This is a genomic window from Flavobacterium sp. LAR06 (genome assembly GCF_041946075.1).
In the GTDB taxonomy this organism is placed as follows: domain Bacteria; phylum Bacteroidota; class Bacteroidia; order Flavobacteriales; family Flavobacteriaceae; genus Flavobacterium.
The window spans coordinates 215,269-228,171 of sequence record NZ_JAUTYT010000007.1 but is presented as its reverse complement, the minus strand read 5'-3'; the positions used below and the strand labels follow the sequence as shown (position 1 = coordinate 228,171).

13 protein-coding genes and 1 tRNA gene are annotated in these 12,903 nt (G+C 32.7%); 2 read left to right on the top strand and 12 right to left on the bottom strand.

Annotated elements, in window-relative coordinates; genetic code table 11:
* Positions 1–5: 5 nt before the first annotated feature.
* The 11 genes from Q7C23_RS12330 to Q7C23_RS12280 form a co-directional block, all read right to left on the bottom strand.
* Complete coding sequence (locus tag Q7C23_RS12330; protein ID WP_375032805.1) at positions 6–707, bottom strand: outer membrane beta-barrel protein; 702 nt, start codon at positions 705–707, stop codon at positions 6–8.
* A gap of 265 nt (positions 708–972) precedes the next feature.
* Positions 973–2,076 carry a fatty acid desaturase family protein gene (locus Q7C23_RS12325; protein WP_375032804.1) on the bottom strand — a complete coding sequence of 368 codons (1,104 nt, stop codon included), beginning with the start codon at positions 2,074–2,076 and terminating at the stop codon, positions 973–975.
* Between the two features lie 206 nt (positions 2,077–2,282).
* Positions 2,283–3,125: a DUF4249 domain-containing protein gene (locus Q7C23_RS12320; protein WP_375032803.1), complete on the bottom strand. Its 843-nt coding sequence runs from the start codon at positions 3,123–3,125 to the stop codon at positions 2,283–2,285.
* Between the two features lie 5 nt (positions 3,126–3,130).
* A complete protein-coding gene (locus Q7C23_RS12315) occupies positions 3,131–5,743 on the bottom strand; it encodes a TonB-dependent receptor domain-containing protein (protein ID WP_375032802.1) in 2,613 nt (870 codons plus the stop codon).
* A 98-nt stretch (positions 5,744–5,841) separates the two neighbouring features.
* Positions 5,842–6,687, bottom strand: a complete 846-nt coding sequence (locus Q7C23_RS12310; RefSeq protein WP_375032801.1) for a FecR family protein — start codon at positions 6,685–6,687, stop codon at positions 5,842–5,844.
* Between the two features lie 267 nt (positions 6,688–6,954).
* A complete protein-coding gene (locus Q7C23_RS12305) occupies positions 6,955–7,476 on the bottom strand; it encodes an RNA polymerase sigma factor (protein WP_375032800.1) in 522 nt (173 codons plus the stop codon).
* 329 nt (positions 7,477–7,805) lie between these two features.
* Positions 7,806–8,627 carry a phospholipase A gene (locus Q7C23_RS12300; protein ID WP_375032799.1) on the bottom strand — a complete coding sequence of 274 codons (822 nt, stop codon included), beginning with the start codon at positions 8,625–8,627 and terminating at the stop codon, positions 7,806–7,808.
* Positions 8,628–8,879: 252 nt separating this feature from the next.
* The gene (locus Q7C23_RS12295; RefSeq protein WP_056194237.1) at positions 8,880–9,071 is read right to left on the bottom strand and encodes a cold-shock protein; all 192 of its coding nucleotides are present in this window, start codon (positions 9,069–9,071) and stop codon (positions 8,880–8,882) included.
* A 300-nt stretch (positions 9,072–9,371) separates the two neighbouring features.
* Entirely contained in the window at positions 9,372–10,373 is a 1,002-nt protein-coding gene (locus Q7C23_RS12290) for an NADP-dependent oxidoreductase (protein WP_375032798.1), read from the bottom strand.
* Positions 10,374–10,398: 25 nt separating this feature from the next.
* Positions 10,399–11,163, bottom strand: a complete 765-nt coding sequence (locus Q7C23_RS12285) for an SDR family oxidoreductase (RefSeq protein WP_375032797.1) — start codon at positions 11,161–11,163, stop codon at positions 10,399–10,401.
* A gap of 115 nt (positions 11,164–11,278) precedes the next feature.
* Positions 11,279–11,869 (bottom strand): TetR/AcrR family transcriptional regulator, encoded by a 591-nt coding sequence (locus tag Q7C23_RS12280; RefSeq protein ID WP_375032796.1) that lies wholly within the window; start codon positions 11,867–11,869, stop codon positions 11,279–11,281.
* A 239-nt stretch (positions 11,870–12,108) separates the two neighbouring features.
* On the opposite strand from Q7C23_RS12280, the gene Q7C23_RS12275 reads away from it, so the two are divergent.
* Positions 12,109–12,378 (top strand): hypothetical protein, encoded by a 270-nt coding sequence (locus Q7C23_RS12275; RefSeq protein ID WP_375032795.1) that lies wholly within the window; start codon positions 12,109–12,111, stop codon positions 12,376–12,378.
* Positions 12,379–12,433: 55 nt separating this feature from the next.
* A complete protein-coding gene (locus Q7C23_RS12270; RefSeq protein WP_375032794.1) occupies positions 12,434–12,712 on the top strand; it encodes a hypothetical protein in 279 nt (92 codons plus the stop codon).
* A 99-nt stretch (positions 12,713–12,811) separates the two neighbouring features.
* On the opposite strand, the gene Q7C23_RS12265 is transcribed toward Q7C23_RS12270, so the two are convergent.
* A tRNA-Arg gene (locus Q7C23_RS12265) sits at positions 12,812–12,885 on the bottom strand.
* Between the last annotated feature and the right edge of the window lie 18 nt (positions 12,886–12,903).

Genomic DNA, 12,903 nt, shown 5'->3' with positions numbered 1-12,903 from the left:
TGAAATTACCATTGATGAAAACTATAGCCTAATGAAAAACAAATGACACTGCTTTTGTTTTGATTTTCGATAAACTGAAACGAAGAAGAATTACTTTTGACCACATCTTTTACGCCTAAATAATAGCGTAAATCGAAGTGAATACTTTGGTGTAATTCGTATCCAACTGCAAAACAGAGAGCGAAGTCGTCTTTTCCCTCCAGGCCGTCTATATAAAACTGTCTGGTGGCAACATCGTACATGCCATCTGCCTCATTGGATTTGTAAGTAACATTATTAGCTGATAAACTGATTCCATAGAATGCGCCAAATCCTAAATTTAAGCCTTCATAAGGATAGACTTTGTACAAAGCCCCTAATTGCAAATAAGAATAATGCAGGCCTAGTTCAAACTCTTTTCCGGTAGTATCATGATAATTAACGGTTTCTCCTGCTTGCCTGAATAAAATTTCAGGCTGAATGGCGACGCGGGTATCGTAAAGTTTGCAGTTCATGAAAAATCCACCTTCTAAGCCATACGCTCCTTTGCTTTCCATTACACTATTATCAAAAGTGTTATCGCGGCCTTTTATACTTTCTGGCAGATTACTGATTTTAGAAGACAGCCCGCCCAACTTTAAACCGTAGGTTATGTTTGTTTCATTTTGCCCATGAAGAGCCACGTTAAAAAAGCAACCAAATATTAATAAGTATACTATTACTTTCATCCACAAAAATTTTTGCGAATATATGTATTAATATTCAAATAACTAGCGGAATAAAATCGATTAAAATCAAAATAATCCGACGAATTACACATTCTTATAAAAAAGGATTGAAATAAGAGAATTGACAAAAAAGATCTTAATTTACAATCAAATATTTCTTTGTTATGTTAAATAAATTGAAGTAAACTTTAAGAAAGGGCACTTCGAAACAAAAAAATCCACTCTTTCCAGAGTGGATTTAATCAAAGCTTTTATAAAAAAAATCTCATATCTCCCCGGTCATCAAAATATTCGCGTGCACACCTTTCTGTTTCAGCATTCTGAAATGGGAACGTACGGCATGATAAAAAGGATACGAGGTGTACGGAAGATCATATTCTTCAGCATATCGTTTTATGATAGGTGTAATATAAGGATAATACGTATGGCCAACGTTTGGAAAAAGATGATGTGCCACGTGATGTGTGAACCCGCCGTATAAAAAATTAGCTAATTTGCTGTTTGTACTAAAATCTTTCGTCACAATCATTTGATGCATCGCCCAGGTAGCCGAAAGATTTCCGTCTTCATCTGTACCCGGAAAGTGTGCATCCTCATCAACATGCGTTGATACCAAAGCTACGACACCAAGTGCGCTTCCACACATATGCATGGCAAACCAACCTCCTAAAACTATATACCAGTGCTGATTTAAAAGCAGCATTGGCAGAAATAGTATATAAAATAGATTAATTATTTTGGCAGCAAACATTTTATAGATTTCTATCCTCGGGATTTTCTCCACCACTTTTTTTACATAATTGTCTTTCTTCCCAAAAAAATCTTTAAAATCTCTAATATAAATCCAATTCAAACTGTAAAACGGATAAATAAGCCACATGTAAATATGTTGGTATTTATGGTAATTAAACAGCGGGCTATTAGGGAAAATCCGGATAATATCACTTTGTTTAATATCGACATCCCAATCCGGCACATTTGGAAACGCATGATGCAGATTGATGTGGCGGCGTGTCCAGAGCCAGTGATTACCACCAAAAAGTTCCAGCACATACATAAACCATTCGTTATGCTTAGGTTTTTTAAACAATGCGCCATGCGCAGCATCATGAAATGCATTTATAAAAAGTACGATCATAGTAATACCGCACAAAATATAAAAGAGAAATAATAAAGATGTGCTGTTTCCGAACAGCAAAATACAGGAATAAAACAAAAAGAAAAGTACAACTAGTCCTATAGACTTAATTACGTTAAACCGATACAGAGATGTTTTTTTTAAAACCGTTTCATTTACTTCCTTTCGAATCTTTTTAAAAAAATCATCAGTACCAGGTTTTACATAAACCGGGCGATTTAATTTTTCCATAATGATTATTGGCTAGAAATTCTTACATCAAATGTAATAAAAAAAAGTTAAATCACAGTGTAAGAAAAGGTTACTAATAATTAAAAAGAATAAAATAATTTTACTATTAGAACAAGGAAGAAATATTTTCGTGAGACTTTAATAGATACAAAACAAAAAAACCATTCGTTTGAATGGTTTTTAGCTTTAACTTAAAATGCAGTTTCTTATTTTACTAAATAACTGACTTTATCTGCTTCGCAGAGTCTGAAATAACCAAAAGCAAAATTATTAGAATCACTTGTATTGACAATATTACCTCTGATATTTCCTGGCGGAATCGAAAAAGGACTTCCACCATATACTTCTAAAATTAAGTTCATATAATTATAAAAGTTTTTAGAAACACCACGGTGTGTAATGTTAACCGTATTTCCCGCTTTCATTTTGTCTGAGTCTGAGTATCGCGTACTAATTTCATTTCCATCAAATAATTCATCATCTGTAAGCTCATATTCTGGAAAAAGCAGAAACTCACTTTGATAATCAGTAAGGTAGTAGTTCATTTCATTAGCTGGATCTTTGTAATAAAATGTAAGTTCGATCACATCTTTTCCATCAAAATCAGGAACAATCGCCTGCTCTACTTTATCAATAGGCGTTACGGAAGTCAGTTTTTCAACCGCGGTGAAGCTTTGTCCTTCTGCGGTTACATAAAGTGTATAATCCATGTCGATAACCGGTACAAAATTAGTACACACATAAGAACCTGGTTGCGTTTCGTTAAAAGTAAAAACATCACCATCTGTATTCTCAATTCTTACCTGAGCACCAGAAACTTTTGGTGTAGTATTATTATAATAGGGTGCGGTTTTACTAATCGTAATGGTTTGTTCGTTTCCGGTTGTCCCTTTTTGCCAGATAATTTCTGCGTCCACAACTATTTTTGTTTCACCAGTTTCCAAATCAAGAGTTACTGTATCTTCACAAGATGAAAAAAACAGCACAGAAAATAAACTCACTAAAGTCAATACTTTATTTCTAAAATTATATTTTTCAAGCCTTTGCATAGTCATTAAAATTTAAAATTATAAGATATACCAGGAACTATCCCAAAAATAGATAGTCTTCTGGTCTCATTCGCTCCTGTATCTTCATTTGTCGCAAATGTCATCGAAGCAGCATTTTTTCTGTTGTAGATGTTATAAATACTAAACACCCAGTAACTTTGCCAGCCTTTCTTTTTATCCGGTTTAGGTGTGTAAGTTGCGGCCAGATCTAAATGATGGTAAAGTGGCAACCGATTTTCATTTCTGAGCGAAAAATTAGGGATATTGATTCCTCCAAATTCATAATAACCATTTGCATACGTTACTGGCTGGCCGGACTGCAAAGTAAAATTGGCATTAAAAGACCATTTCGGATTGTATTGATAACTTCCAACAATATTCAAATTGTGCATTTTATCATATCCGGATAAATACCAGTCACCATTTGCAATACCAGGTTCTTCAGCAGTTCTGCCAGGAGTTTTTTGCTCTGCCCTTGATAAGGTATAAGAAACCCATCCTGTAAAATTACCGGTATTTTTTCTAAATAATAATTCCATACCATATGATCTGGCCTTACCGTTTAAAATAACCTGCTCTATATTATTATTAGCCAATATATCAGCTCCATCTATGTAATCGATACGATTTTGAATATTCTTATAGAATAACTCTCCTTCAAAAGAATAAGTATCATCCTTGAAATTCTTAAAATACCCTGCTGCAAATTGATCCAGCAACTGCGGTTTTGTAAAAGGCCCGCTTGGTGTCCAGATACTCATTGGTAATGGAGACTGCGTATTGGATAATATATGAATATATTGCGCCATTCTGTTGTAGCTCGCTTTTACTGAAGTATTTCCGTTAAAAGCATAAGACAATGCAGCGCGTGGTTCTAAATTATTAAACTTACTTATTGTTTCTCCGCTTTTGTATGAGATACTTCCTGTTGGAGTACCTTTTTCATAAATATTATACAACGGATTATAAACTACCGATTGGCCGTTTTCATAAGTACTGATATCTTCACCTCCTAAACGATAAAACATACTGTAACGAATTCCGTAGCGAAGATTCAGTTTCTCTGTAATTTGATGTTCGAAATCAAGATAAGCAGAAGATTCTAAAGCATATTTTTTATTGAACTGTTTGTAATTAAACTGCGAATCTGAACTCGTAGGCTTAACAGTACCGGGATTAAAATCATAATACTGGCCATCAATTCCGTAATTAAGCTTCAGCTTTTCAGATAATGAATGATTCCATTTATAAGTAAGTCCGTAACTTTTTATAACATTATTCCACTCAAAATTCTCTGTAGTAATATCAAGATTAAATTTATAATCACTGTAGAAAACAGCTAAATTCGTGTTTATATTGTCTGAAAATTTATGCTTCCAGCTTACGATTCCCATTGTATTTCCGTAGGTGCTGCCAAAACGATCATTTATATCGAAAACGTCATTCCCAAAATATCCTGAAAAGGCAAGTGTGTTATTAGCATTCAGCCGATAATTTAATTTAGCATTAATATCATAAAACATAGCCGAATTATTATTATCTGCCAATTTCAAAAATAGATGTGCGTACGAAGTTCGCCCTGCCACAAGAAAAGAGCCTTTATCTTTCTGAATAGGCCCCTGTACCAATAAACGGCTTGATATTAAACCAATCCCACCATTTACTTTGTAATTTTCAAAATCACCAATCTGCTGCGTTACATCTAGTACAGAAGAAACTCTTCCCCCAAATTTAGACGGAATTCCACCTTTATACAAATCCAGCCCACTAACTACATCTGCGTTAAAAATCGAGAAAAACCCAAACATATGTGAGTCTCCATAAACAGGAGCACCATCTAAAAGAAGTAAATTCTGATCGGCTGCACCTCCGCGGACATTAAACCCCGAAGAAAGTTCTCCTGCATTTGTAACTCCTGGCAAGGTCAAAATTGATTTTAAAGGATCCGGCTCACCCATTGCAGACGGAATCTTTTTGATTTCCTCCATAGTCAGCTTATTAACACTCATTTGAGTATTTCTTACATCAACCGCTTTAGAGGTTGTTACAATAACCTGATCTAATTGCTGACTGTCCGCTTCAATGTTAAAATCAGTTCGTACATCACCAGAAACCGTAATTTGTTTTTCCTTGTTTTTAAAACCTACATAAGTAATTAAAACAGTATAGTTTCCATTATCAAGTTCTAATGAAAATTTTCCATTTGCATCTGTTGTAGCCCCAGTCGAAAGTTCTTTAATAAAAACATTAGCACCAATAACAGGTTGCCTGCTTTCATCAAGAACCTGACCGGTTAGCTTACTCGTTTTTTTAGCTGCATTTACCGGCTTTTGCTTGACAAAAATATTATTGCCTACGATCGAAAACTGAATTGGTGTAATGCTATTCAGCTCATTGACAAACTGTTTTATTTCGATACCGTTATACGACTTTTTTTTAGTAAAATACTTTCGGCTTGTATCTATCTGATCAGTAAAGGCAAATTTATAATCTGTCTGATTCTCAATTTGTTTAAATAATTCTTTTAGCGTTACAGTTTTATCTACAGTTACGGTTATACTTTGGGAAAACACAGACCAACTGAATAAAAAAAAGCACGCTGAAATTATATGCTTCATGAAATTTTGTATTTTTGGATAATATTAAATGGGATAGCTCTTTGCTGCCCTGATTATGAGGAGGATGTGTAGTTTCGCGGCTTGCATCCTTTTCTTTTCTATCGAAAAGTAATTTGTTTTAATTCATCATTTATTTCAAAGTTTAGGTTATACATTTCTGATAGTAATTGCACAATTGTTTTTAAATCTTCTTTTTTATTGATTCTAACTGTAATTCGCTGGTTGCTATATTCCTGCGGAATTATCATTTTATATCCATAATTTGATTCAATATAAGCACTAACTACTGTTAGTTTTTCGTTATCAAAATCGGTAAATCTGTTGAATTCTATTACCGAAGCTATTTTATTTCCGTAAGTAAATTTTTCTCCTGGTTTTAATATCCATTTTTGCGTCTGGTCTTTTACATTCATCTGAACACTTCCTTCATAAAGCTGTACTATTACACCATCTTTATCTTGTCCGGTTACAGTAAAAGATGTTCCTAATACTGTTGTCGTAGTCTCATTACAGAAAACCTGAAAAGGATGTTTTTTATCTTTTTTGACTTTAAGGTAAGCCTCTCCTTCAACCTCAATTTTTCTGTTACTCTCAAAATTATTCGCATAAACAATTTTAGAATACGGACTTAATTCAACCCTGGAATTATCAGGTAACAAAACAGTTTTTACTTTTGAAGTAGTATTTTTAACAACATTTGAAGCCACATAGATAGTATCTTGCAAAGGACTGCTGTTAAAATAAATTCCCGTTCCTATAAGTCCAAAAATTAAAATTGCAGCAGCAGAAGCATAATAACGCCAAGCCTTAAATTTTTGTTTTTTTGAAGGAAATGCTTCAGATTGAAATTTCTCCCAGGAAGCTTCTTTTGTATCATTAGAATGTGAAAAAGGAGTTTCTTCCCAGACCTTCTTTAATTCTTCTTCTATATTTTTTTTATCCATGACTTTGGAGTGTTAAGTTTTTGACAATAAAAACCCTGCTTATTAAAAACACCATAAACTAATTCCTTAATATTTCTGCTGGTTTCAATTTTTAAAATATGATTGTGATCTTCCAAATCAAAATTCATTTTACAATCAGAAATAACGAACTGCAAAAGAATTACAATAAAGTTTGCATCTTCTTTCGTTTTAACGTCAGTTTTATAAGACTCAATACGCATATTTATGTTTCGTTTTTATATATAACAAACGAAAACAAAAAAGTTCCTAATGGTCTTCTATTTTTTTTCGAATAAATTTACTGGCAAGATAAATATGATTGGCAATGGTCTTTTCAGAAAGATCCGTCATAGCCGCAATCTCCTTATAGCTAAGGTTTTCCAGTTTATGTAAAGTAAATATTTTTTGCTGTTGCTCAGGAAGCTGATTTATAAAGCTGTGTAATTTTTCTCTTCTTTCTTCAAAAGTACCAGTTTCTACAGTTTCTTCCACCATTTCAACTTGCGAAGGATCAAGTTGTATTATTTTATTCTCGCGATTAACATGATTAATGATAATGTTCTTACAGATAGTGAATAATTGTTTATCAAACAAAACATCTTCATTAAGCAATTCCCTTTTATTATATAATCTCAGAAAAGTCTCCTGAACAAAATCTTGTGGGGTAAGAACCGTAAAATTAAAACGTCTGGCAATATTTATCAGTTTATCGTAGTACTGCAGATAAGCCCCTTTGAAAGAAGCTTCATTACCTTTTTTTAAACTTAGTATAAATTTTTTATTGTCCATCCTAATATAATCATTAGTCTTAACTCAATGCTCAGAATAATATTGCATTCGTGTTAATAGCTGAAGATTCTCTTAATAAGCCGTGAGTGCAAAGAACTGAATTTTTTATACCAAAATTATCTAATAGGAAAAATATAATTTTAAAATTTTGTAATCTTAACATCAACTCTATATCGATTCTAAAGAGAAAAAAGTGTCCGATTAAAGAAATTAGAAACCGAACTCTCTTATTAAGTAACTAAAAAAGCGTTGTTTAACAATCATAAAAAGCCACTCGATTGGAGTGGCTTAAATGAGATATAATTGTGTAAAATTCGAATATTTTTATTTTAAAAAATACCCATATTTTCAGGTTTTATAGTAAATCCAATCCGTATCATATTTTTGTGTTCCTGATAGTCGATTAAACTTTCAGTATAACCTATAAACCATTGAAGGGTGAGATAGTAATTTTCGTTTTTATAAGGCCTCCAGTTTAGCTGTGTCTGTAGAGAACCATAATTAATAAGCCCACTTCCTTTCCTGAAAAGTATGTCGGCACTCCATCTTCCCGGCTGTATCTGATAGGTTGCACTTGCTTCACCGTAACCTACATATTTAGTCAGTTCAGGATTATCTTCCTTATCCACAATCGGAATCCATCCTCTCAACCCGACAATCCATCGTGGTGAAATTTGCGATTTTAAAGAAAAAGCAAGCATATTCCAGGTTCTCGAATAAATGGAATCTCTACCGTTTGATTCGTGTTCCAGAGAAATTGTTCCGTAAGTCAATCTTCCACCTTTTAAATAAAATGGACGAACTACAGCTACTCCCGGATTAAAATTAATTTCTGCAAATGGTTTTGAACTCGCATAGATATCCCAAAAGGCTTTTTGAGTATACATTAAATAAGGAAAAAAACCACCCCATAAAGGTTTTGATTTTAATCGCAATTTAAAACTTATCTGATATTTTACATCGGCAGAGTTGCGATCGATAGGCTCATCCAAAGGTACTCCAGTTAAAAAATAATTGTCTTTATGAACAGAAAAACTAGGTTCTTTCAAAAGTGAATCTGCTGCACGGAAATTTTTCTTCTCTTCTAAAATTTGTGAATTGGATTGGATTGAAAAGAAAATCAAACAAAGGAATAGGTATTTGAAATACATTTATAAGTATTAAATTGAGATTATTTTAAACTTTATAAATGTCTATTATTTTAATGAAGGATATTGACTCAATAAAAATGAGAGTTGTCTCAATCAATCATTATTGAGTTAAATTTATTATTTAGATTATTTACTCTTAAAAAAAAGCAGCCTTATTTACAGTCCCAGACCAACTAAATAAAATTAATTTAGGAATATAAAAAAAGCACCAGCCATAGGCAGATGCTTTATACTTTTTGTAGAGAAGTAGTATTAAGCTACAACTACATTTACTGCATTAGGTCCTTTTTTACCTTCTGCTACGTCGTAACGTACTTCATCATTCTCACGAATGTTTTCTGATAGACCAGAAACATGAACAAAGATTTCACTTCCTCCATTTTTTGGTGTTATAAATCCAAAACCTTTTTCTTCATTAAAGAATTTTACTGTACCTTCTTGCATATTAATAATTATTTGTTGAGCGTAAATGTAAGACAATTAATAGTACCATACTGAAAAAGAATAACTTATATTTAAATTAAAAAAACATTTTTAAATTTAATAAACAATTCCAATTCAAAACAAGCATTTGGTTATGGTCTAAATCAGTTAAGTCCCATTCCCAAATTTAAATCTTAATTGATTTTTCTTTAAATTACATATAGGGCCACAATGAATGAAATCACAAAATTTCATTTATAACTATTTGTAAATTAGGCACTCATTTCAAATTGGAAGTTTGTAATTAATTTTCTGAAAAAATTATTTTATCTTAATAACAACTTTTCCTTTCGCTCGTCCGCTTTCTACATAAGATAAAGCTTCATTTGTCTCCTGAAAAGAAAAGACTTTATCAACTGTTGGCTTAATTATTTTTGTTTCTATAAGTGATGTAATTTCGCTTAATTGCTGACCGCTAGACTTCATAAATAAAAAAGAATAATCAACATTTTTATTTTTGGATCTTTTGCGAATACCTGAACTTAGTAAAGAAAGAATTATTTTTACAAACCGGGGCGCTTTAATTTCTTTGGCAAAATCAGGCGTTGGGGGACCGGAAATCGAAATGAGTTTTCCTCCGGATTTCAATATTTTTAACGACTTTTCAAGCGTTTTTTGATCCTGACTATTCAAAACAACATCGTAATTACTCAGTCTATTTTCGAAATCGCTATTTTTATAATCAATTATAAGATCAGCTCCAAGTTCTCTTAGTAAATCAAAACTTTTGGCACTTGCAGTAGTAGCGACTGTTGCCCCAAAATATTTTGCTAACTGAATTGCAATTGTCCCCACTCCTCCCGAACCTGCCTGAATAAATACTTTTTCTCCTTTTTTAATTTGTGCCCTTTCAACCAGGACCTGCCAAGCCGTTAAAGCTACTAATGGAATAGAAGCTGCCTCTTCCATCGAAATATTTTTAGGTTTAAGCGCAACATCTCTTTCATCGATTGCAATAAACTCGGCAAATGTACCAATGCGATGATCTGCCGGCCGAGCGTAAACTTCATCACCAACTTTAAAATTTTTTACATTTTTTCCAACTTTTACAACAATTCCTGCTACATCGTGCCCTAAAATTAATGGCAATTTGTATGGCAGAATGAGTTTAAACTCGCCCGTTTTTATTTTAGAATCTAAAAGATTGACTCCGGCTGCGTAAACATCAACCAGAACATCATTGTCTTTTACTTCAGGAACAGGCATTTCGGCAAGTTGCAAACTTCCTTTTTTAATATATTTATTAATTACAAATGCTTTCATTTTATCGATTTTAGAGTTTTACTTATTACTTTAGACGTGTGTAAATCTTTTTAGGGTTTACCAAATTGAAAGCCAGTTGCGGAAAAAATCTATTTAACACATAAAGCAGTTTTGCATCGCCTACGCGAATGGTATATCGATCCTTTTTAATAGCGGTAATTAATTCTTTTACCAACTGTTCCGGAGTCATTTTCTTATCCTTTCTTTGAACCGTCATCTCTGTCGCTACAACAGGCGGAAGCAGCTCAAACACTTTTACGACACTGCCTAAAATTTCTAAATTCTTTCTAAGTGTTCTGGTATAAAAGCTCAAAGCGGCTTTAGTTGCCGCGTAAGTTGGTTCTTCCAAAGCCGGTACAATACTCAAAATTGAAGTTGTATTTATTATTGCACTTTCTTCTTTTGACTTCAACATATCGATAAAAAGATTATTCAGTCTTAAAACTCCAAAATAGTTAATGTTCATTTCGTAAATGGCATTCTTCAAAATTTGGTCATTTTTAATTCCGAGATTAAGCGCCGGACTTCCAACGCCTGCATTATTATACAAAATATCTATTCCGCCTAAAGAAACTACTGTCTCAAAAAGTAATTTTGAATCTTCAGGATTTTCAACATCGCTTTTTATAATGATTACTGACGGAAGTAACTTTTTCGCCGCCTCTAATTTATCCTGATTTCTGCCCGTGATAATTACTCTGGCACCTTCGTCCAAAAATTGTTTCGCAGATTCTAAACCAATTCCAGAACCACCTCCGGTAATTAAAATCGTTTTTCCTTCAATAGTCATAATTTAATTATTTAGATTGTTTAGCATTAGCAACAGGAATAACCTGAATATTTTTTTTATACTTTTTAGTCTATTTTTAAATATACTAAAAAGTATATTTTATAGTAAAAAAAAGTTATACTGTATATTGTTCTAATTCTAATTTTAAGCTTTTAATAAGACCTTGCATTGGTTTTGCCGTGTCCATAACCCTGCACATTACAATGCCTCCTTCAACTGAAGCTACCAATTTAAAAGCAAAAACTACCGGATCAAGGGCCTTTGAAAATTCCCTATTATCAATTCCATACTGAAGCAAAGCAGTCAATTCCTGTTGGCCAATTTTGAACACTTTTGCAACTTTTTCCTTTATAACCGGGTAGTTATCGTCCACTTGTACAGCAGTATTAAATATCGGACATCCCCCAGAAATAAACGTTTCAAAAGGATTTTTATAAAAATCTAAAAAGGCAAATATTTTATCTTTAGTCGTTTTTCCTTTGTAAACTTCTGCTCTAATTTTATCCGAAACCATTTTAAGTGCTAAATCAATAACTTGTTCCGACAAATCATCTTTACCTTCAAAGTGGCCATAAAGACATCCCTTTGTGAGTTTTGTTGCTTCCAGTACATCGTCAATATTCGCTCCTGCAATGCCTTTCTCATTGTATATTGGCACCGCAGTTTCTAGTATAAATTGTTTTGTTCTTTCTGCCTTTGTTAGCATTGTAATTTCTAAATTAGAGCACAAATATACTAAAAAGTATATTTTAAAAGCATTAAAATATAAAAAAAGTACTTTACTGTTAAGCGTTATAAAAAAAGCCAATTAAATTGATTAACTTTTATTTCTGACAATTAAATCTACTGTGAATTATATAATTACACCTAATCTATTATATAAAATGATCTATTACTAAACAGGTAATTTTATTTTATAAAGTTATTAAACTTAAATAAAAACATATGGAAAACTTAATTAATCAGGAAAACCTCGAAGATATAAGAGAACTTATAGAGAACAAAATAAAAGATATCCCCGGAGAATTGATTCTTGCAGGTGCACTTGGATCTATACTTTTATCTTCTTATTTAAATAAAACAGGCCATACGCAGGCTGCTTCTATAATTGGATCACTGGCTGTGCCTATAGCAGGAATAGGTCTTGCAAAATATAAAGACGTCTTAAAATCAGGAATAGCAAGTTTTGAAAAACCTGAACAGGAAGTTTCGTAACCTGTCTAACTGAAAAATAGTTTGCCTACAAACTACTAACTTTAAACTTATTCATATGAAATCTGAAAATTATTTTTATTCGTCTGAGGAACCTATAGATGATATAACATATTATGAAGAGCAGTTGTTATTAAATTATGATGATTATCTGAATAACGCATTTGAGGCTGAATTGACTGCCAGCAACCATTATAACCTGGAACTTGGCGATTTGGAAGAAAATCTTTCAGATGATATGGATTCTGAATACGATGAAAATGACTGGGAAGAATTGGAATCTATTGGGCTCGAAGGTGAATATGATAAAAATGAAGGACAACCAGGAGCTTTTTAAATGAAAAACTAAAACATTCAAAGATAAAAAGAATGTTTTCAAATTTTTACAAAAATATGCAAAAACAAAAAAGCCACTCAAATTGAGTGGCTTTTGTTGTGATCCCAGAAGGATTCGAACCTTCGACCTACGCATTAGAAGTGCGTTGCTCTATCCAGCTGAGCTATGGAACCATTTGTTTTAAAACTTTA